At 68.6% G+C, this 20,283-nt stretch carries 24 protein-coding genes and 1 tRNA gene; 7 read left to right on the forward strand and 18 right to left on the reverse strand.

Features of this window, described 5'->3' with window-relative positions; translation table 11 throughout:
- Positions 1-71: 71 nt before the first annotated feature.
- Entirely contained in the window at positions 72-1,847 is a 1,776-nt protein-coding gene (locus tag QFZ67_RS21085) for a DoxX family protein (RefSeq protein ID WP_307662625.1), read from the forward strand.
- Between the two features lie 118 nt (positions 1,848-1,965).
- Here QFZ67_RS21085 and QFZ67_RS21090 read toward each other — a convergent pair whose 3' ends face one another.
- From QFZ67_RS21090 to QFZ67_RS21100, 3 genes are all read right to left on the reverse strand, one after another.
- Entirely contained in the window at positions 1,966-2,688 is a 723-nt protein-coding gene (locus QFZ67_RS21090; protein WP_307662626.1) for a nucleotidyltransferase family protein, read from the reverse strand.
- 73 nt (positions 2,689-2,761) lie between these two features.
- Entirely contained in the window at positions 2,762-3,184 is a 423-nt protein-coding gene (locus QFZ67_RS21095) for a hypothetical protein (RefSeq protein ID WP_307662627.1), read from the reverse strand.
- 211 nt (positions 3,185-3,395) lie between these two features.
- The gene (locus tag QFZ67_RS21100) at positions 3,396-4,532 is read right to left on the reverse strand and encodes an ABC transporter ATP-binding protein (RefSeq protein ID WP_307662628.1); all 1,137 of its coding nucleotides are present in this window, start codon (positions 4,530-4,532) and stop codon (positions 3,396-3,398) included.
- 176 nt (positions 4,533-4,708) lie between these two features.
- Here QFZ67_RS21100 and QFZ67_RS21105 point away from each other — a divergent pair.
- A tRNA-Thr gene (locus QFZ67_RS21105) sits at positions 4,709-4,785 on the forward strand.
- Positions 4,786-4,853: 68 nt separating this feature from the next.
- Here the strand turns inward: QFZ67_RS21105 and QFZ67_RS21110 are convergent.
- The 14 genes from QFZ67_RS21110 to QFZ67_RS21175 all read right to left on the reverse strand — a co-directional run bounded on the left by QFZ67_RS21110 (position 4,854) and on the right by QFZ67_RS21175 (position 12,936).
- Positions 4,854-6,005 (reverse strand): site-specific integrase, encoded by a 1,152-nt coding sequence (locus QFZ67_RS21110; protein ID WP_307662629.1) that lies wholly within the window; start codon positions 6,003-6,005, stop codon positions 4,854-4,856.
- Positions 6,005-6,193 carry an AlpA family transcriptional regulator gene (locus QFZ67_RS21115; RefSeq protein ID WP_307662630.1) on the reverse strand — a complete coding sequence of 63 codons (189 nt, stop codon included), beginning with the start codon at positions 6,191-6,193 and terminating at the stop codon, positions 6,005-6,007. The genes QFZ67_RS21110 and QFZ67_RS21115 overlap by 1 nt, the downstream gene beginning before the upstream one ends.
- Entirely contained in the window at positions 6,190-7,611 is a 1,422-nt protein-coding gene (gene repSA, locus QFZ67_RS21120; protein ID WP_307662631.1) for a replication initiator protein RepSA, read from the reverse strand. The genes QFZ67_RS21115 and repSA overlap by 4 nt, the downstream gene beginning before the upstream one ends.
- A complete protein-coding gene (locus QFZ67_RS21125; RefSeq protein WP_307662632.1) occupies positions 7,608-7,826 on the reverse strand; it encodes a hypothetical protein in 219 nt (72 codons plus the stop codon). The genes repSA and QFZ67_RS21125 overlap by 4 nt, the downstream gene beginning before the upstream one ends.
- Complete coding sequence (locus tag QFZ67_RS21130; protein WP_307662633.1) at positions 7,826-8,023, reverse strand: hypothetical protein; 198 nt, start codon at positions 8,021-8,023, stop codon at positions 7,826-7,828. The genes QFZ67_RS21125 and QFZ67_RS21130 overlap by 1 nt, the downstream gene beginning before the upstream one ends.
- Positions 8,024-8,119: 96 nt before the next feature.
- Positions 8,120-8,677, reverse strand: a complete 558-nt coding sequence (locus tag QFZ67_RS21135; protein WP_307662634.1) for a GGDEF domain-containing protein — start codon at positions 8,675-8,677, stop codon at positions 8,120-8,122.
- Positions 8,678-8,762: 85 nt separating this feature from the next.
- Positions 8,763-9,050, reverse strand: coding sequence for a SpdD protein (locus tag QFZ67_RS21140; protein ID WP_307662635.1), 288 nt, complete (start codon positions 9,048-9,050; stop codon positions 8,763-8,765).
- A gap of 23 nt (positions 9,051-9,073) precedes the next feature.
- Positions 9,074-9,229 carry a hypothetical protein gene (locus QFZ67_RS21145; protein WP_307662636.1) on the reverse strand — a complete coding sequence of 52 codons (156 nt, stop codon included), beginning with the start codon at positions 9,227-9,229 and terminating at the stop codon, positions 9,074-9,076.
- A 20-nt stretch (positions 9,230-9,249) separates the two neighbouring features.
- The gene (locus tag QFZ67_RS21150; protein WP_307662637.1) at positions 9,250-9,438 is read right to left on the reverse strand and encodes a mobile element transfer protein; all 189 of its coding nucleotides are present in this window, start codon (positions 9,436-9,438) and stop codon (positions 9,250-9,252) included.
- A gap of 14 nt (positions 9,439-9,452) precedes the next feature.
- Positions 9,453-9,695, reverse strand: coding sequence for a hypothetical protein (locus tag QFZ67_RS21155; protein WP_307662638.1), 243 nt, complete (start codon positions 9,693-9,695; stop codon positions 9,453-9,455).
- A gap of 12 nt (positions 9,696-9,707) precedes the next feature.
- Positions 9,708-10,331, reverse strand: a complete 624-nt coding sequence (locus tag QFZ67_RS21160; protein ID WP_307662639.1) for a DUF2637 domain-containing protein — start codon at positions 10,329-10,331, stop codon at positions 9,708-9,710.
- Between the two features lie 4 nt (positions 10,332-10,335).
- Complete coding sequence (locus tag QFZ67_RS21165; RefSeq protein WP_307662640.1) at positions 10,336-11,682, reverse strand: FtsK/SpoIIIE domain-containing protein; 1,347 nt, start codon at positions 11,680-11,682, stop codon at positions 10,336-10,338.
- 3 nt (positions 11,683-11,685) lie between these two features.
- The gene (locus tag QFZ67_RS21170; protein WP_307662641.1) at positions 11,686-12,018 is read right to left on the reverse strand and encodes a hypothetical protein; all 333 of its coding nucleotides are present in this window, start codon (positions 12,016-12,018) and stop codon (positions 11,686-11,688) included.
- A 138-nt stretch (positions 12,019-12,156) separates the two neighbouring features.
- Positions 12,157-12,936, reverse strand: a complete 780-nt coding sequence (locus QFZ67_RS21175; RefSeq protein ID WP_307662642.1) for a GntR family transcriptional regulator — start codon at positions 12,934-12,936, stop codon at positions 12,157-12,159.
- Positions 12,937-12,954: 18 nt separating this feature from the next.
- On the opposite strand from QFZ67_RS21175, the gene QFZ67_RS21180 reads away from it, so the two are divergent.
- From QFZ67_RS21180 to QFZ67_RS21190, 3 genes are all read left to right on the forward strand, one after another.
- Positions 12,955-13,422, forward strand: coding sequence for an NUDIX hydrolase (locus QFZ67_RS21180; RefSeq protein WP_307662643.1), 468 nt, complete (start codon positions 12,955-12,957; stop codon positions 13,420-13,422).
- Between the two features lie 844 nt (positions 13,423-14,266).
- Positions 14,267-14,875, forward strand: coding sequence for a hypothetical protein (locus QFZ67_RS21185; protein ID WP_307662644.1), 609 nt, complete (start codon positions 14,267-14,269; stop codon positions 14,873-14,875).
- A gap of 632 nt (positions 14,876-15,507) precedes the next feature.
- Positions 15,508-16,059: a tellurite resistance TerB family protein gene (locus QFZ67_RS21190; protein WP_307662645.1), complete on the forward strand. Its 552-nt coding sequence runs from the start codon at positions 15,508-15,510 to the stop codon at positions 16,057-16,059.
- A gap of 472 nt (positions 16,060-16,531) precedes the next feature.
- On the opposite strand, the gene QFZ67_RS21195 is transcribed toward QFZ67_RS21190, so the two are convergent.
- Positions 16,532-17,935, reverse strand: a complete 1,404-nt coding sequence (locus QFZ67_RS21195) for an MFS transporter (RefSeq protein WP_307662646.1) — start codon at positions 17,933-17,935, stop codon at positions 16,532-16,534.
- 513 nt (positions 17,936-18,448) lie between these two features.
- Here QFZ67_RS21195 and QFZ67_RS21200 point away from each other — a divergent pair.
- On the forward strand, positions 18,449-18,592 hold the full coding sequence (locus tag QFZ67_RS21200) for a hypothetical protein (protein WP_307662647.1): 144 nt from the start codon (positions 18,449-18,451) through the stop codon (positions 18,590-18,592).
- 400 nt (positions 18,593-18,992) lie between these two features.
- The gene (locus tag QFZ67_RS21205) at positions 18,993-20,279 is read left to right on the forward strand and encodes a VCBS repeat-containing protein (protein WP_307662648.1); all 1,287 of its coding nucleotides are present in this window, start codon (positions 18,993-18,995) and stop codon (positions 20,277-20,279) included.
- The last annotated feature ends 4 nt before the right edge of the window (positions 20,280-20,283 follow it).

Here is a 20,283-nt window from a genome sequence, read left to right on the forward strand (position 1 = left end):
GCAGGGCTTGACGGGTCTCGGACAGATTGGGCCAGTCAGGGCAGTGTCCTAATCACAAGTCACTCGGTTAGATGAGTGTGGACACCAGAACGCCCCGGCCCGGGTTTGATGATCAGCCTGCGCTGAGCATGGTCAAGGTGGACTGCGATCCCGCGCAGGTCATCGTGAACCACGCCAGCTTCCGGGTGCAGCTCGCCCAGAGACCGCGCCCCGCACGTGCCCTGGCGGACACCGCGCGCATCCCTGTCCTCGGCGGAGCCGGGACGGGCATGCGGCGGCGGGCGCCCGTTGTATGGAGCGGCAAGTCGGCGCCCGGTGACGTCGGGGCGACCGGCCTGCTGCAGGCCGTGCGCAACTCCACCGCGGAGCACGACCCCTTCGACACCGGCGCCACGCAGGTCATCCCGCGGATCGACCTGGCCGGCGACACCGCGCAGACGCCCACCGTCGGTGCGTACGACTCGCCAGGCTCTCCCCGCGACCGGGACAGGCCGCTGCTGCCGCCGATGCGGAAGGCGGTCGGCGCGTACGACTCGTACCACTCCTACGGCCAGGAGCCGTACGAGGATGAGGAGTTCGAGCGGACCAGCAGCTTCCAGCGGACCGACTGCTTCGAGCGGACGGACAGCTTGGAGCGGCCCAGCAGCCTGGAGCGGACGGGCAGCTTCGAGCGGACTGGCAGCTCGGAACGGCCCGGCAGCTTCGAACGTCCCGGCAGCTTCGAACGGACCGGCAGCTTCGAGCGGACCGGTAACGGGCCGCCGCACTCGCATCGGCGCGGCGCCACGGGAACATCAGCGGCTGACGCGGGGGGCGTCCGCCACGCGTACTACCCCGGGCGGCGGATGAACCTCGGAGTGGTGGTGCTGCCGCTGCGGGTGTTCCTCGGCTTCATCTCCATCTACGCCGGGATGGGCAAGCTCTGCGACCCCGTCTACTTCGACGGCGGCGAGCGCGGCTCGATGGTGAAGTGGCTGAACTCCCTGCACCCGTGGGCGCTCGCCGAGCCGCTGCGTGACTTCGCGCTGTCCCACCCGGTGGGCGCCGGCCTCACCGTCGCCTTCCTCCAGGTCGTCGTCGGCGTGCTCACGGTCCTCGGGCTCTGGCAGCGGGTGGCCGCGGTCATCGGCGCGCTGCTGTCGGCGGCGCTGATCCTCACGGTGAGCTGGAAGACCGTGCCGGCGTACGACGCGCCCGACATCATCTATCTCGCCGCCTGGTCCCCGCTGATCATCGCGGGCGCCCCGGTCTACTCGATCGACGGGCGGCTCGCGGGCGAGGCCTGGCGCAAGCTCGGGCCGCGTTCGGAGCTGTGGGACCTGCGGCGGCGCGTACTGCGGCGCGGCAGCGTCGTCGCCGCCGTCGTGGTCGGCCTCACGCTGCTGATCGGCTCGATGCTCGGCGGGGCGGTGCGCTCGACGGACATGGTGACGGTCCCGGGGCCGAACCAGGACCCGACCAACCATCTTCCCGGGTCCCCGCTGCCGCAGGAGCCCAGCGGCGAACGCAGCTCCTCGGGCACCAGCGGCGACGACGGCAGTCCGTCGCCGTCCGCGACCCGTTCCGACAGCCCGAAGGACGAGGAGCCCACGCCCTCCGAGGACACGGTCCGCGAGACCGGCCAGATCGGCGGACAGCCCAGCCATACGCAGGGCACGGGCCAGCAGCCGCCCGGACAGTCGCAGCCGGTCCAGCCGCCGTCCAGCAGCTCCGGGCCCTCGTCCAGCGGCGGCACGGGCAGCGGTGGCGGCTCGGGCGGCGGCTCGGGTGGCAGCGAGGGCGGTTCCGGCGGAGGCGACAACGGCGGGTCGGGCGGCGGCCGGGTGATCGGCGGCCTGCTCGGCTGAGGCTGAGTACGCAGCCAGAAGGGGCGGCCTCCGCGGTGTGCGGTGGCCGCCTCTTCGGCGTGGATCCCTGTGAGCCGGGAGAGCCGGGAGGGCCCGGGCCGGGGGAGCCGGGGAGCCGTCAACGTGCTTGCGCGGCAAGCTCCTTGGCGGCCTCGGTGAGGTCCTTGGCGGTGTCGATCGCCCGCCAGTACGCGCCGTTCGGCAGCGGGAAGCCAGCCAGCCGGCGCTCGCGGGCGAGACGGGGGAAGGTGGTGCGCTCATGGTCGCCCAGGTCGGGCAGCAGCGCGGTGAAGGCCGAGGAGAAGACGTACACACCCGCGTTGATGAGATACGGCGACGGCGGGGACTCGATGAAGTCCGTGATGTGGCCGAAGGCGTCCGTCTCGACGGCTCCCCAGGGGATCCTGGGGCGGGCCAGGGCCAGAGTTGCTATGGCGTCCCGCTCGGCGTGGAAAGCGGCCATGTCGCGCAGCGAGAAGCGGGTCCAGATGTCGCCGTTGGTGGCGTACCAGGGCTGGTCCGGGTGCGGGAGGCTGGCGGCGGCGTACTTGAGGCCGCCGCCGCGGCCGAGCGGCTCCGTCTCGACGACGGTGGTGACCCGCAACGGCAGGTCGGCGGTCTCCAGCCACTGCTGGAGGACTTCGGCGAGATGGCCGCAGGAGACGACGGCGTCGGTCACGCCCTCGGCGGCCAGCCAGGCAAGCTGATGGCCGATGATCGGGGTCCCGGTCCCCGGGATCTCGACCATCGGCTTGGGGCGGTCGTCGGTGTACGGGCGCAGCCGCGAGCCCTGGCCGCCCGCCAGGACCACGGCCTGCGTCGGATACGTAGGCGTATGCATGCCGTGAACGATATGCGGCGCGGGCCGGGATCCGCCGGGCAGTCCCCGGTCGGCGGCCCGGTCATCTGCCTGGTCAGCTGCCCTGGGTCTGCTGGGAGACGCCGGAGGCGAAGGAGGTGTCGCAGACGGGGCGGGAGAAGGTCTGGGCGCGGGTGGGGCCGTACCGGTCGACGGCGGCGCGGCCGAGCGCGCGGGCGAGCGCCATGCAGTGCCTGGCGAGCGAGGGGCGCTCCTCGACCGCGCGCTGGAGGTGGGTGAGGGCGGTGCCCGCGTCCTTCTCCTGGAGTTCGGTGAGGAGCTGGTCGCGCAGAACGTCCTGCGGGGCGCGGGACTTGGCGCGTACGGAGACGTTCTCCGATGAGGCGGTGAGCATCTGCGACTCGGTGCTCCGGCCTGCCCACGGGACGCTGGTGACCGCGAGGGTTCCGGAGAGCACCAGGACGACGGGCAGAACAAGAGCGAGAGTGCGGCCGATTCGGCGGGCTGTGTGGGTCACGCGAGCGAGCGTAGCGGTCAGTAATGATTTGGCGACATTTAGTCACTCGGCCGGGGGATGGTTCGATGATGCTTTTCGAATCAGGTGTTGACGTACGGGGTCGAAATGACCAGGAAATGACCGATGTGCCGGGGTATTTGTCGACATACGGGAAACGGCCCCGCAGTGAAGTGCGGGGCCGTTTCGCGGAATCGGGGTGGGGTGAGCCGGGTCAGTCGCTGAGGCGCTCGCCAGTCGAGGTCGCGAAGACGTGGATCTCGCCCGGGCGCGGGACGACGTGCAGCTCGGCACCCTTGTCCGGGACCGAGCGCCCGCCGACGCGGACGACGAGGTCCTTGTGCTGGCCGCCGACCTGGGCGGAGCCGTACACATAGCCGTCGGCGCCGAGCTCCTCGACGACGTTCACCGAGACGGCGAGGCCGGCCGGGGCGTCCTCGCTGTCCTTGGTGAGGGACTTGGCGGCGGAGCCGTTGTGCTCGACCACGTCGAAGTGCTCGGGGCGGACGCCGACCGTGACGGTGGTGTCGCCCCTGTCGGCGGCGGCGGTCAGGGCGTCGCGGGAGACCGGGACGACGCTGTTGCCGAACTTCACGCCGCCGTCGGTGATCGGGACCTCTACGAGGTTCATGGCCGGGGAGCCGATGAAGCCGGCGACGAAGAGGTTGGCCGGGCGGTCGTACATGTTGCGCGGCGAGTCGACCTGCTGGAGCAGACCGTCCTTGAGGACGGCCACCCGGTCGCCCATGGTCATGGCCTCGACCTGGTCGTGGGTGACGTACACCGTGGTGATGCCGAGACGGCGCTGCAGGCTCGCGATCTGCGTACGGGTGGAGACGCGGAGCTTGGCGTCGAGGTTCGACAGCGGCTCGTCCATCAGGAAGACCTGCGGCTCACGGACGATGGCCCGGCCCATGGCGACACGCTGGCGCTGACCGCCGGAGAGCGCCTTGGGCTTGCGGTCGAGGTACTCGCTGAGGTCGAGGATCTTCGCGGCCTCTTCGACCTTCTTGCGGATCTCGCTCTTGTTGACGCCGGCGATCTTGAGCGCGAAGCCCATGTTGTCGGCGACGGACATGTGGGGGTAGAGCGCGTAGTTCTGGAACACCATGGCGATGTCCCGGTCCTTGGGCGGCAGGTGCGTGACGTCGCGGTCACCGATGCGGATGGAACCGGCGTTGACGTCCTCGAGACCGGCGAGCATGCGCAGGGAGGTCGACTTGCCGCAGCCGGAGGGGCCGACGAGGACGAGGAATTCGCCGTCCTGGGTCTCGATCTCGAGCTGGTCGACGGCGGGCTTCTCGGTGCCCGGGTAGATCCGGGTTGCCTTGTCGAACGTGACAGTGGCCATGGTGATGTTCTCCTTCACCGGCAGGAACGTGCCGGACGATCCGAGTAAGGGAGTGGTGTAGTCCACCTGTGTGGACCTGCCGTGACGCTACCTGGCGGTGCCCGGTCTGTCAGTAGGTGAGGGGCGATGGAATTTTCGACCGGGGCGGTGCGGGGGTTGGTTACACTGCTACGGCTGCCTCCTTAGCTCAGCTGGCCAGAGCACCGCTCTTGTAAAGCGGGGGTCGTCGGTTCGAACCCGACAGGAGGCTCCAGCGAAAAGACCCCCAGCCGATCAAGGCTGGGGGTCTTTGACATCCAAATGTGACATCAACGGCCCTGATCACTCAAGGCGCGGACGACGCTTGAGCAGTCGGTCCATGTGACTGATGGCCTCGCGCTGTGTGTCTTGCACCACATGCGTGTAGACGTCCATCGTGAGACTGATCTGACTGTGCCCAAGGATCTCCATCACCACACGGGGCGCGACGCCAGCGGCGGTCAGCAGGGTCGCGCACCCGTGCCGGGCATCGTGCAGCCGGACGAGCCGGAGGCCGGCCGCTTCGCTGACGCGGACGAAGGACCGATGCAGGTTCCGCGGCTCGATCGGCCGGCCGGTCCGCGTCGTGAAGACGTAGCCCTTGCCGGTCCAGTCGATCCCGGCACCCTCGTACACCGTGCGCTGCCGCATCCGGTGCCAGCGCAGGGGAGCGATGCACATCGCGGGCAGCGGCACGGCGCGGGCACGACGCCCCTTGGTCTCGTCGTTGTAGAGGACACCTCGGCGGCGCTGTACTTGCTGCCGCACCAGGAGCACGCGGTTCTCTAGGTCGATGTCCTGCCAGCGCAGACCGACGATCTCCCCACGACGGAGGCCCATGGCGATCGCGAGCACGAACGCGGCGTACAGCGGGTCCCTGCGAGCCGCTGCGAGGAAGTCCAGGGTCTCATCGAGGGACCAGGGGCTCAGCTCCCGTGCAGCGGCCCGTGGGGGCTCTACGAGCTTGGCCACGTTCCGGGTGATGAGCTCCTCGCGGCAGGCTCCGGAGAGGGCTGTACGCAGCACGCGGTGAGATTCCTTGGCGGTCGCCGCGGTCGTCCGCTTCTCGAGCCGGAGGAGGAAGTGCCGAACGTCCGGGGCGCTCAGAGACTCCAGCCGCTTCGTACCGAGCATCGGGGTGAGGTAGAGACGCACGTGTGCCTCGTACTTGTCGTACGTGCTGAGCTTGCGCCGTGGCTTGACCACGTCGTCCAGCCAGTACGACAGCCACTCCGAGAGCTTGGCCGACCGAGTGGGCACCGGGGTCCCGCTCGCCACCTTGTCGAGTAGGTCGCGGCGCTTGGCGTCGCACTCCGCCCAGGTCTTGCCGTAGGCGAACTTGCGGGCGCGAGTGCCGTCCGGCTGGAGGACGTAGACCGCGGCCTGGTAGCGGCCGTCCTTGCGCTTAGTGATCGTGCCCGCACCGTTGGGGTTGCGCTTGCGCTGCGAGGCCATCAGGCAGCCTCCTCGATCCGATCGCGGATGTAGTCCTGCAGGGAGATTTCGGGGATCCGCCGGGCGCGACCTTCGGTGATCGAGACAAGACGCTTCGAGCGGATCAGGTCATAGACCTTCGAGCGTCCGAACTTGAGCCGCGCCATGACCTCGGGCACGGTCAACAGTTGGTCGGTGGCGGTGGTCATGCTGCGGCTCCTTCCAGGGCGAGTTGGTCGCGGAGGGCTTCGCGGGCGGTTTCGCGGTTGAGCTGGAGGTCTCTCGCGATGGAGGCCGCGAGGACGGATTCGCCGGGGCTGTGGCCTTGACCGGCGTACTGCCAGGAGGCGAGGACGAGCACGGAGTCCGGTTCGGTATCGACGAGGCCGAGTGACTCGTTTTGCTGGGCGGCGCGGTAGTCGGCGCGGACCTGGCGGAGGGCGCCGAGGGTCGTTGAGTAGCGGCGGGACTTGGAGGAGAAGTGGCCGCGGAAGCCGAGCATGTGGGCCCAGGCGCGCAGCCTCCGATCCGGGTACAGGGCGTCGAGTTCGAAGCAGGCTTCGATGAGGCGGCGCGGGTGCTCGGGTACATCGAGAAGCACCAGGACCTCGCGGTTGCCGACGCGGCGGTCCACCGTGCCGGTCGTCTCGGCCGCCTTGGTGGCGTATTTCGCGACGTAAGAGGCGACCTTCTGCTCAGTGATGTCGGTGCCGGACCCGAAGGCCTGGATAGGTCGGATGTCGAGCTGCTCGCCCCAACGCAGAGAGCGGGCGGGCTGGTCGGCGACGGCCGGGACGGTGACGGTCGTATACGCGTGGTCGACGGCGGCGCGAATGGCGTCGGTCAGCAGCTGCACTGTGGCCCAGGAGGGCGGTGGATCCTCGGGCCCGTCCGGTCCGTCCAGGCGCACGACGGCATGGAAGTGGACCGCCCCGCGCTTCTGAAACTCGGCGACCTTGCCGTAGGAGACCCGTGCGACTTCCTTGAGTTCGCGTTGCGAGAGCCCGGCGCGGGCGGCGATCTCGCGGCGGAGCCGGTTGGTGAAGCGCTGCCAGAGCTGGCCCGCGTGGTTGTTGAAGAGGACGGCGGCGGCGTAGTCGTACCTCGCCGGGTCAAGCGGCGTACCGAGGGAGTCGTCGTCCGGCGCGTGGGTGCTGCCGCAGCGGCAGCGGCCGGAGTCCGGGCGGTTGTGGACGGGGCCGAACGACGGGGGCGTGAGCGTGACGAATACGCGCGGGTGGTCGCGGACAGTGGCCGGTACCTCCTTGTCCTCATCACCTGCGAGACCGGCGCGGATCAAGTGGTAGGTATCGGCGGCGTACATCCAGGCGCAGGCCGGGCAGCGGGAGGCACGGCGGTTACCGCAGGCGACGCGGAGCCGCCCATCAGGCTCGTCCTCGGTGGAGTAGCGGTGCAACGTCTCGCCGGTGGCCTTGTCCTTGGTGAGGGTCCAGCCGGTCAGGTGGATGGGGTTGGCGCAGCCTCCGGTGCGGCGGACTTGGTCGCGCCAGCGGTCGAAGTCGGAGGAGCTGGCGACGCGCAGCATGTCGACGAAGGTCAGAGGGTCAGTGCCCGCGACCGCCGCCACATCAGCGACGGCGGTCGGAGGCACGGGAGGCTTGTTCACCAGCGACGCCCCCGCTGACGGTCGTTGGCCGAGTCGCAGCGAGGCCCACTCGATGCTGCGGACCGGCTGTCCTGGGTCGGGGCGGGGCGCTGCTGGTCGTACCGCTGGTGGGCGTAAGCCACCCTCTCCAGGTGACTGCCCTCGCGCTTGGCCCTCTCGATCTCCTCGCCCATGTCGCGATCGCGGCCATTGCCCTTGCCGCTGAAGAGCCCCATCAGACCGTCACCTCCGAACCCGCAGCGCTGAGTCGGCGCACAGCGGGCGTGGTGCCGGTGCCGTGGCAGGCCAGGCAGTAGGCGGTGATGGTGCGGAGGTGTCCGTGGCGGCCGCGGCCGCCGAGGGTGACCTTGACGGCCGCGAAGCCGTCGCAGTCGGGGCAGATGCGCGTCCGGGCAGGGCTGTGCTGGGCCATGATGGTGGTCCTTTCGATTGCGGTTGGAAGGGGCCGGACCGTCCGGGCGGCGGCGATGCTTGGCGGCTTGTGCGCCGCCCGGAGGCCGGTCAGTGCTCAGTGCGAGAGGGTGCGGGTGCCACGACGGCCGGTCTTGCCCTTGGTCGCGTACATCGCGGAGTCGGCGGCGGCGAGCGCGTCGGACAGGCTGCGGACCGGAAGGTCGGCGAGGCAGCAGGAACCCACGGAGACGTACAGCGGCAGTCGTCGTCCGGCGTACGCGAGCGGCTGATGCAGGGCGCGGGTGAGCGAGCCGAGGTCGGGACCGCCGTCCGAGCTGATGACGGCAGCGAACTCGTCTCCGCCGAGGCGGCCTGCGATGCCTTGTCGGCCGCACCAGGCAGTCAGATGCTTCGCGGTGGCGGTGAGCGCCACATCACCGGCGGCGTGGCCGTGAGCGTCATTGAGGTTCTTGAAGTCGTCGAGGTCCAGGAGCAGAACGACGGCGTCTCGGTGGCGACGGATGATGCGTTCGGCGCGGGCCGTCCACCCGGCGCGGGTGCGGAGACCGGTGAGCGGGTCGCGGCGAGCGGTGGCCAGCCTCTGGGCAAGGTAGGCGGAGTGGGTAGCCCAGCCGATCAACGGCACGGATAAGGCGAGCGCTTGCGTGTCCACGGTTCTCCTTCGTTGCGGTTGGAAGGGCTTGGGCCGTCCGGGCAACGGCGATGCTTGGCGGCTTGTGGCATTGCCCGGAGGCCGGTCAGCGGCGGAATTCCTGGCGGAGCATGCGTACGAGGACCAGGAGGACAACGCCGCTGATGGAGAGAGCGAGTCCGGTGATGGCGACCGCGAGGGCCATCGAGGTGAGCACCACGCCGGTGACGACGACAACCGTCACCGCGGCGGCGGGGTTGCTGCGGACCAGGTCGACCAGGCCGGAGCGGGCGGGCGCGGGTGCCGGCGGGGCGGGCTGCTCGACCGGGACCGGAGCGTGGGTGTGAGCGGTCGGGACGTACGTGTCGGGCGTCGGGTACTTGGGCTTGAACATGGCCGTTCTCCTTCCAGGGCGCACTACTTGGCGAGCGGGTCGATGACCGGGGCGAGCAGGCTGTCCGCGAGGAGGTAGCCGCCCAGGAGCAGGACGACCACGAGCCAGATGGGCGGGCGGACGAGCTTGATGCCGAGCCAGCCGACGGCGATCAGGGCGAGCCAGAGCGGAACGTTCATGGCGGTGATCTCCTCGGCGGTCAGCGCGGGTTGCAGCGGTGCGTACGAGCGGCGAGTTCGGCGGCGGCGCGGCTCAGGTAGTCGGCCGACCAGTCGCAGCCAGGTGCGGTGCAGGCGGCGGCGTGCGCTTCCCGGCCGTGGCGGTCGTGGTGGGTGCCGATCTGGACGGGGCCGATGCGGTCGACGTCCCAGAAGCGGTTACGGGGCATCGGGACACCTCCTCTCAGGCGAGTTGGGCGGCGTACATCTCGACAGCGGCGGCGTACGCGGTGGCGGCGGCGAGCAGCTCTCGCGCGAACTTGAGCTGCTCGGCCGGGGCGAGGTTGTCGCGGGCGTAGAGCGTGAGCGCCGCGTGCTTGTCCTGCACGGCGAGGATCGGAGTGCGCTTAGTGCCGTATTCGTGGCACATGACGAACGGCTTCTCGGTCAGGTGAAAGCTGATCGAAGCGCCGATAGGACTGGACATCAGGGGCCTCCGTCAGGCGAGTTGGGCGGCGATGGCCTCGGCCATCGGGGCGGGGACACCGAGGCGAGCGCGCAGGGTGTCGGGGTCGATGGCACGGCCGGTTGCCGAGTGGTGAGCGTCGGCGAGCTTCCGCGCGTGGGAGATCAGGGCGGGCGGCACAGCCGGAGCAGCAGGCAGCGCCTGGGCAGGCTCGGCGACCTGCTCCCGCACGACCTCGGGCCCGGCGTCGACGGATTCGAGCGGCTCAGGTTCCGCGTGCTCCAGAGTGGGGCTGTGCACCAGGAGTGTGCCGCCGAGGAAGGCGAGGGCCGGCCACCCGGCGACGAGGATGCGGAGCCAGTCCGGTACGTCGCTGAGGTCGAGCAGCCCGGCTGTGGCGATGTTCGCGCCGAGTGAGGCAGCGAGCGCCACCGCGAACCAGGACCACGCGCCGCGCCTCGGAGCGTCGGAGTCCCGCAGGGTTCGGAGCCGACGCCATGCGGCGACGAGCAGCAGATCCACGGATACCGGGTAGGCCCAGGCCTTCCAACCGGTCTGCCCAGCAGCCTCGGCGAGGTCGTGAAGGTGGGAGAAGGACAGAGCACCCGCGATCACGGCTTGTACGAGTACGGCGTCCAGTCGCAGCGATGACCTCATGGCGTCAGTCCTTGTCCGGGACCAGGGCGAAGACCCTGGAAGGTGCTGCGGGACGGAACGGGTCGAGGCTCGGGACGGAAGGCGTCAGGTCGGCGTGCTCGGAGCAGGCTGCGACGGCATCAGCCAGGCTTGTGAACGGACTGCGGACGAGAGACCAGCCACCGGACGAGTCACCGGCCACCGCCACGCCACGTTGGTCCGGCCCGATGGTGGTCGCGGCGACGACGGCCATGGGGCTGATGTCCCCGAGCGCCATCTTTGCCGTGGTCTCGTCGTTCACGCGGTGCGAGATCCGACCCGTGAGCTGGGCACGCAACGCGGTTGCTCCCTTGCCGAGTTCGGCTCCGAAGCGCTGTCCGCACACCTCCAGGTAGATGCCAGCTGCGCGGCCGAGCTGGGCGAGCCGTACGAGCTGCGTGACCATCTGGTCCCGGCGCTTCTCGTCGGCGGCGCTTGCTGTGAGGAAGAGCTCCGCGACCTCGTCGATGAAGACCACGACCGGCACCGGCCTCGTGTCCTCGGGCAGACCCCAGATGTCCGAGGTGATCGATTCCAGTGATGAGCTGGGCGCGAGCCGTTGAACGGTCCTGATCAGCTCGTATCGCTCGGTCATCTCCGTGACCAATGCGTCCAGCAGGTCGGCGGCTTCGCCGGGTGTGCAGGCCAGGGCAGACAACCGCGGGGAGAACGGGGCCAGTTCCACGCCCCACTTGCAGTCGATACCGACCAGCGCGACTGGCTGCGCAGCGAGCCCCGTCAGCAGTCCACGCAGATAGACCGACTTCCCCGACTCCGTCGCGCCCATCACGAGCTCGTGGGCGATGGTCCGGAAGTCCCGCGTATGAACGGCGCCGTCGGAGCGGAGCGCTACCGGGACGCTCAGCAGCTTCGGCGTTGCGGTGCGAGGCATGACGACCCGGCGCAGCACGTCGTAACCGATCACCCGGACCTGAAGCCATCCCGGTGTGAGGGCGGTGACGTGCACGGCGTACGAGCGCCAGGAGTGGCGCAGACGCTCGGTCGCCGTCTCGAAGTCGTGTACCTCCTGGCCCGGTTGCATCTTGATCCGCAGCACCAGCCCGCTGGCGGTGATGCGGGTCCGGGTGAGGCGCGGCACCATGCGAGACGGTGTCCGCTTGGTGGCTGCCGCGACGGCGAGCCGCAGTCGTGACGGAGGCTCGGTAAGGCCGCATGCCTCCATCACCGAGCGGTACGTGATCGCGATTCGGACGAGCTTCGCCGGGGCACCGAAGGCGACCCAGTACCAGACGGGCCGCAGCCGACGCAGGACCAGGAGTCCGGCGACTATCAGCGCGAGGCCGGTGAACGCGGTGATCTGTCCGCCGGTCATCGGTCAGCCAGCCAGGGAGGTGACAGCGGCCGCGCGGAACGAAATCCCGTGCCGCTTCTGACCGTTGAACTCGTTCTCCCAGGGCCGGGCGATCAGGCCAGTCAATGCCACCGGCGTGCCCATGGCCAGCTCACCGGAGATGTCGTCCTCGATCACAGTCACCGTGACGACCTCGGCGTTGCCGTTCCCGACGAAGAGCACGTCCACCGTCATCAGTGGCTTGCTCGTCTCGGTGTCGACGGCGATCAGACCATTCTTCTTGTCCTTCATCTTCGGCTGCGGGGGCTGGGCGACCATGACGGTGACACCCGTCATGTCCACAGGGATCAGACGCACAGAGATCACTCCTCTAGAGGTGCTGGACTTCGTCACTCATGTATATGAGTGACATGAAGAAGAGTGCATGACTCCTATACATGAGTCAACCCGCCGAGACGAAGAAGTCGCGGCGGGCTGTGGGGAGTTGAGCGAGCGTCAGTCGGCTGCCGGAATGCGGTAGCTGAAAACGAACTGGTCAGCGGCCATGAGGGTGTCGCAGACCTCGACCACGCGGCCCTCTTCGGTCACTGCCTCGCGGATGAGATGAACGACCGGAGCACCGGGGCTCAGGGCGAGTTCGGAGGCTTCCGCCTTCGCGGCCGGGCGCGCTTGCAGCGTCTCGACGAACTCGGCGAAGACATGGCCGTCGCCCTCCAGCCGGGCGTAGATGCCGCCGGGGCCGGGGTTCTCGGCGAACAGTTCGGGGATGTCCTTGACCACGTCCCACGGAAGGTACGAGGTCGCCGTCTCAACGGGTGTGCCGTTGCGGAAGTAGAGCCGTCTGCGCGCGAGCACCTGGGTGCCGGCCTCAACGCCGAGCCGTTCCGCGATGTCCTCGGGGGCCTCCATCGGTCCGATGTAGAGGACGCTCACCTTGGCGGTGGCACCGGACTGCGCGGACTCGGCCAGATACGCGGCCTTACCGCCCCTCCGATGCGATGCCCGGAACCGGTCCGACGACCGCAGCCGCACGGGCGGACGATCCTTCACGATCGAGCCCTTGCCGTGGCGGGTGTCGACGAGCCCACTGGCCCGAACCTCCACCATGGCCTTGCGAATCGTTCCGCCGGAGACCCCGTAGCGCTCGACGAGCTCGGACTCGCTCGGCACCATGTCACCAGGCTTCAGGACACCAGCCCGGATCTGCTTGACGATCTCCTCGGCGATCTGCACGTATCGAGGTCCGTTCGTGCCACCTCCTACCGCGGTTCCCATAGTCCTTCTCACTCTCCTATGCTCCTGTACATGAGTAACAGCGCCCGCGAAGGTCAGTCAACGCCACTGCACTCCGTGTCCGTGGCCGGGGCCGTCGTGCGCGAAGACGGCCGACTGCTGGCGATCCGCCGAGCGGACAACGGGACTTGGGAGTTGCCGGGCGGAGTTCTGGAGCTCTCCGAGTCACCCGAAGCAGGCGTCAGCCGCGAGGTCCTGGAGGAGACCGGCATCCACGTCGAGGTGGACGAGCTTTCGGGCGTGTACAAGAACACGACGCGCGGCATCGTCGCCCTGGTCTTCCGCTGCAAGCCCTCCGGGGGCACCGAGCGAACCTCCGACGAGTCGACGGCAGTTGCCTGGCTCACGCCCGAAGAAGTCGCGGAGTGCATGTCCGAGGTCTACGCGGTACGGCTCCTGGACGCCTTGGACGAGCACGGCCCTCATGTGCGAAGTCACGACGGCAAGCGCCTGATCCCAGCGCGGTAGAACTTTCTCTACTGGATCAAGGCTCGCTGCGCTCGCTGCCCGACCGGCGTTCGGCGAGCGCAGATCATTGCCGACCCAGCCACCATCCGTTGCCCAGCCACACGGGACCGGCCCTGTCCCATGCCTGCCATGCGCCCGGCTGGCCCCCAGAAGGCTTCAAAGACACCAGCGCACCAGGCCCGGGGGAAGAGGCGGACGCTCGGGAGAACACCACATTTGACGCATCGAACGTCTGCTTTCCCGGCCTCCTGAACTGCGGTAGCAGTCTGATCAGAGATCAGAGAGTGCCGCGCCAAGGCGCGGCGGCGCCGGCCGGACGCCGCCGCGCTTGCCCCTCCATGTCTACGCCACCGGGGCCGCACGTCGTCGCCCGCCCGCGCCCACAAGGGGGCGAAAAGAACCAGGCCGGGGGTGGGCGGTCGGCTCCACGGCTTTACCCACACTCCCCGATTCGGGTCCCGCGTCGAGCAAGACCAGGGGGCCACTCGGACACATTGCGGGCAGGGGTGAAACCTGCCCGAGTAGCTGGCAAGCGTACGGCCCCCTGATCATGCACGACCCCAAACCGGGCAGGACACCGGCCAAAGCCGTTCCACCGACCTCACGAAGTTGGACACTCAGCCCAATTGACCGCACGCCCCCGGGGGTACGTATCGGCGGACGAAAGCACCCCATCCAGATATGTCGAATACTCCGATCTGCTGACAATCAGCGCGTTCCTATCGAACGTGACGATCGATCGGCTGCGCATGGGTCAAGCTCACCCCTGGAATCGGACAAAATCGACTGAAGTAGGAGTAAGTGCATGGGTCCTGACAAGAGGACAAGGTCCCCGCTGGGACCTGTGCCCCGTCGAGACAAGTGGAAGGCCAGCGGCACGATCGTCTCGCTCGCGCTGGTCCTGGCGGCCGGGGTGGTCAGTCCGGTCGCGGCCGCGGCTCAGAGCATGGGCGAACGCGTAAGCGCGTCGAGCGGCCCGGGCGGCGGAGACGACAAGTGCGAGGGCGTATCGATCCTCGGCGACAGGGACCGTTGCAAGGGAGGGACGGGTGCGACGGGTGCGACGGGTGCCACCGGTCCCGCTGGTCCCGCTGGTCCGACCGGCGCGACGGGTACAACCGGCGCGACGGGTACAACCGGCGCGACGGGACCGACCGGGGCGACCGGTCCCGCGGGAGTTAGCGGGTTCGAGGTAGTACAGGAACAGGTCACGGCTCCCAACGACCCCACCGCGAACCAGCTCTTCAGCGCGGTATGTCCTGACGGTAAGATCGCCATCGCCGGTGGCTACAACTTCGTCGCTCCCGACGCACCCGCTGGCGTCCTTGTAACAGACGACCGCCCCGGCCCCACCGACCCCCCCGAGCGATGGGTCATCGGCATCCGCAACAGCAGCGGCGGCGATGTGACTTTCAATGTCTACGCGAGCTGCGTCGTAGCTAACCCTTCGTAGGGTGCCGTGATGGCGTAGTAATACGCGGCATGCGGGCAGGGGTGAAGCCTGCCCGAGTAGCCGCAAGCGTACGGCCCCCTGATCATGCTCGACCCCAAACCGGGCAGGACACCGGCCAAAGCCGTTCCACCGACCTCCTGCCGACAGGAGCTCGCTGAGCGCCATTTCGTACCTCCGCAGTCATTGGCTGGAGGATACGGCTGCTCCCGAGGCAGGGGAACGTCTCGGGTAAGTCGTGCGTGCACGTCTTGTCGCTCGCGCCTGCCGCCCCATCAGGCCAAGCGGTCGCAGCTGACATCCAGGGCTGACATCAACGACACCAGACAGTCCCGGCGTTGAGCGGCCGTGAGCGATCGGGCCTCACCCGGCCAAGTGCTCTGCAAGGCCCGCCCGATCGAACTTGTAAAGCGGGGGTCGTCGGTTCGAACCCGACAGGAGGCTCCAGCGAAAAGACCCCCAGCCGATCAAGGCTGGGGGTCTTTGACATCCAGATCTGACGTCTGTCCTTCGCGCACCGGGCGCGCCGACAGGCCGTCCGCGGAACTTCGGGGGGCCGGGAGGCGTTGGCACGAGGCCGGGCGCAAAGCGCGCGGACGACCGGAACGACACGGGCAGAAGCCGAGGTGGCACGAGTGGCGATGTGGGATCGGATCAAGGACCAGGCCAAGAATCTGCAGCAGCAGTCGCAGGGGACGCGGGGCTCTGGCGGACACGGGCGGCCGGGTGCGGGGTCCGCCGGCGGGTCGCGGGCTCAGCTGGTGAATACGCTCAAGTCCCAGCTCACCTCCCTCAAGGCGGAGCTGAAGAGCGGCGCCTACCGGGACGCCAGCATGGCGATGTGCGCCCTGGTCGCGGCCGCCGACGGGCATGTCGACCCCGCCGAGCGGCAGCATGTGGAGTCGCTGATCCTGAACAACGACGTCCTGCAGAACTTCCCCTCCGACCAGTTGCGGCAGCGGTTCAACAAGCACGTCGACCAGCTGGCGTTGAACTTCCAGCAGGGCAAGGCGGAGGTCATGCAGGAAATCGCCAAGGCGGCGAAGAAGCCGACGGAGGCCAGGGCGGTCGTGCAGACTGGCTTCGTCGTCGCCGGTGCGGACGGATTCGTCGCGTCGGCTGAGGAGCAGGTCCTGCGAGAGGCATGCTCTGTGCTCGGCCTGTCCCCGCAGGAGTTCGGCATCTGACCACCTGCCCAGCGCACCGCCTGTCGCCGTCGGCCTGCGGAGTCCAGGAGTGCACCGACTGCCTTAAGGCCCCATACCGGGCCGCGACCTGAGTGACCGGAGCTCCTGCGGCCACATCCATGGCAGTTCACCTTGCACGTGAAAAACGATGTGTACGCCTTGTTCGCTGTCGGTGACCGCATCGTCAAGCCGGTCGGGACACGCTGGCCCAGGAAGGCGGCATAGCGTCGGTGGGCCACCCGCGTATTCGGCACGCCTGCATCCCGGTCGGCGCTCGGTGGCTGAAGCTGGGCCGTTCCTGGGCCGTCCGAAGGCCATAAGGGTCGACCAACGTTGACAACTTGCCACGGCTGATCCGCAGTTCATCGCGCTGATCGCTCAGATGGCCCCTGTTCAAAGAGGCCCCGCATCACTTCCGACCGTCGGAGTCGCTGCGAGCCGCTTTCCTCGTCCAGGCAGGTCCTGGACGCTGTCAGCAGCGACGGGTCTGGTACGGCACGGGGGCGGGTACCGGTTCGGGCGGTGTCGGGCACCGGCTCAGGGCGACGAGGAAGGTCAGCACGATTCCGCCTGCCACGACGAAGAGCGTGGTGCTGATCCCGTCGGCGGTGGCGAGTCGAAGCTGTTCACCGGAGAGGCCATCGAGGCCGGCAGTCGCTACCAGGACGAGGAGGGCGAGGCCGACAGCTGCGCCCGCGCCTGAGCCGGTGGAGGCGATGCCGGAGGCGATGCCTTGCTGCCGGTCGGAGATTCCGGTGGCGGCGGCGATGAACATGGTGGTGAAGACCACCCCGTCGCCGATGCTGAGCGCCACGAGGCCGGGGATGAGTTCGATGTATGTGCCGTTCGGCGAGATCGCGAGGCCGAGTGCGACCGCACCGAGCGCACCGACGGCGAGGGCCGCGGCCAACGTGCGCCTGAGACCGAACCGCGTCACGAACTGGCCTGCGGTTGTCGAACCGGCCACCACCACTGCCGTGGGGATGAGGAAGCCGGCGCCGGTCTGCAAAGCGTCGTAGCCCAGAATCTCCTGGAAGTAAATGGACAGGAAGTAGAGCACGGAGCCGAAGGTCGCCATGAACATGAACGCGATGACGACGCCGGTGATCAGGTTGGGGTTGGAGAGCAGCCGGGGTGGCATGAGTGGGTCGTGGCTGCGCCGCTCGATGATGACGAAAGCTCCGAGCAGGAGTAGGCCCGCCGCTGCGCTGACCAGGATGCCCGGCGAAAGCCAGCCCAATCCGGGGCCTTGCACGAGGGCGAACACGATGAGTGTGACACCGAAGGTGACGCTGAGCGCACCGGGTAGGTCGAACTTGCGGCCTTTTTCGCGTACACCGTCCCGGGGGATCAATACGAAGGCAAGCAGCAGCGCAGGGCCGGCCAGGGCGACGTTGACGAGGAAGACCGCTTCCCAGCCGAACGCCTGCGTCAGAAGACCGCCGAGCAGCACACCGATGACGAGTCCTGCCGCGCCTGACCCTCCCCAGATTCCCAATGCGCGGTTGCGGGCGCGGCCTTCGACGAAGGTGGTGTTGATGAGTGCCAGGGTGGTGGGGAAGACGAGGGCTCCGCCGAGTCCTTGGAATGCGCGGGCGGCGAGGAGCATTCCGGGGCCGGTCGCGAATCCTCCCGCGAGCGATGCCACGGCATAGAGTGCGAGGCCGGTGGCCAGGATGCGGCGTCGTCCGAGCAGGTCGGCGGCACGCCCGCCGAACAGCAGGAAGCCGGCCGAGGCTACTGCATAGGCGCTGATGACCGACTGGAGCGTCTGCGCGGAATAGCCAAGGTCGCGTGCGATGTCGGGGAGTGCCACGACCACGATGTACTGGTCGAGCGAAACGATCAGCATGGCGAAGGACAGGAGCGCCAGCATCGCTGTTTCACGGTTCCAACCGAGGCCGCCGGGCGCAGATGATGTCTCTTTGGGTCGCACGGCAGCACTCCTGACGATCGGTCAAGTCTGCGCTTACGGCCTGCCGGGAAAGGCCGTCTGATTCGGGTCGGGCGGGCGGGCCTCGCCGAGAAGGACGGTTGCCAGGACCCTATACAGCTCGCCCTCACCAGTCCCGTCAACGACCCACGCTCGTCGGACGGCGCTCACGCGCCCCGGTCTTCGAGGCCATCTCACTTGGCAAGTCTGCCAGTAGCAGATCCAGATCGCTTTCGACGGCGCCGACTACGACAACGGACACGATGTTCGATGACGCGTCCGACACTCTGGTGGTCAACACTGCCGGGCGCTACCTCCTCAAGGGAAGACTTCTCTGGAGCTTCACTCCGACTCCGGGGGCGTGACCTAGCCGTCGAGGTCAACGGCAGTCCCTTCGCCTTCGACGAGCAGGACACCGCAGACATCGCGAGCGATGGTTCTGGAATTTCGCAGGAGGTGTCCACGATTGTTCAGCTGAATGCCGGTGACGTGATCTCCCTCAGCGCCATCCAGACCACCGGAAGCAACGCCTCGTCGCTCGCCGTGTTTGGAGGCAAAGTCGTTGCTCCGCAGCTCCAGGCGGAGTGGGTCGCGCCGTAGGCAGCGCCCTCGGCCGGTGGACTCTGTGACGGCCTGCCGGTCTGTCGGGAGGCCGTCACACTGAGCCTCTCAACTCGGCACCTGATCGGGTGACTCAGCACCCGTGCCACAACCGCGCCAGATCAGGCGGGGAATCACGGGGAACTCCAGTGACCGGCAGGGGCAGCGGCCAGCATCCACCGAGATCGGCATTCCGCAGGTCACGCCCGTGATCGCCCCACCTCGCTTGTAAAGCGGGGGTCGTCGGTTCGAACCCGACAGGAGGCTCGGCGTACGGGAAGTCCCGGAGCGAACCTCGCTCCGGGACTTTCGCGTATACGTTCATATGTGCGCCGGGGGGACGCCTGGTGCGGGAGCGGCAGGGGATGCCGCCCATCGGGGAGCGACAGGGGGACGTGCTGTGCGTACTACGCGTGGATTCTTGGGCGGGGGCGGACGACGCCTTGCCGCCATGGCGGGGGCGGTGGCGCTGCTGGCCGCCGGACTGGCAGGAACAGCCGCCGCGTCGACGGTGGTGGACGAATCGGCCGAGTTGACGATGGAGGCACCGGACGTCGCGGCCGGTGGCACGGTCACCCACCGGGTCACCGTGCGGACCACGATGGCGGGCGATCTGGACCTGCGGTTCACGACGGAGAAGGGGCAGCGCTCCTGGCGCGAGGAGGACCGGTGGGGCACTGGGCTCAGCGTCGCCGCCGTCGACGGGTCGACCGCGGACTGCTCCTACCCGTCGGACGTCGTGGAGGAGTCCCTGCACTGCAGGCTCCCCGAGGGCACCACCACCGTGGCGTACACCCTGAAGGCGGCAGCGAACACTCCGGCCTGGAAGCTCACCGCTCACCTCGTCTTCAGCGTGGGCTCGGACCTCTTGGGCTCGGCGACCAGCGACTTCGCGGTCCAGAGCTCCGTCCCGGTCGCCGATGACTACCTCGTCCTCGGCCGGGACAAGGGCACCGGCGCTCTCACCATGCATGGCGCGTACGGAGTGCACGGCCTCGACGTCGAGCGCTACTTCTGGCGCCTGAACGGCTGGGACAAGTACAACGCGTTCACCAAACTCTCCCCGATCAAGGAGTGGTTCCTCGGCGGCGGCGTCGTCGCCCGGGACAAGGAGGGCGTGCTCTGGCACTACCAGATGCCCGGTCTGGACATGAACACCCCCATGCGGATGGAGGTACGGGTCGGCAGCGGCTGGAATGCGTACACCCTGCTGCGCGGCGCCGGTGATCTCAACGGCGATGGCCAGGCGGATCTGATCGCGCGGGACGGCTCCGGTGCGCTCTGGCTCTACAAGGGCACGGGCAGCTGGGCGACGCCGTTCGCCGCGCGGGTGCAGATCGGGACCGGGTGGAACATCTACACCTCGCTGACCGGCGGCATCGATGTGTCGGGTGACGGAAAACCGGATCTGATCGCGCGGGACAGCGCCGGTGACCTGTGGCTGTACCAGGGCACGGGGGACGGATCCCTGCCGGTCAAGCCGCGTACGAAGATCGGCAACGGCTGGAACATCTACAACTCGCTGGTGCCGCTCGGTGACATCAACGCCGACGGGCATCCGGAACTCGTAGCCCGGGACGCGGCCGGGGTGATGTGGATGTACATGGGCACGGGTGACGCGGCACTGCCGTTCAAGGCGCGGGCCCAGGCCGCCAGGGACTGGGACCGGTTCGACGCGCTGACGTAGACGC

This window comes from Streptomyces sp. V1I1 (assembly GCF_030817355.1).
GTDB lineage: Bacteria > Actinomycetota > Actinomycetes > Streptomycetales > Streptomycetaceae > Streptomyces.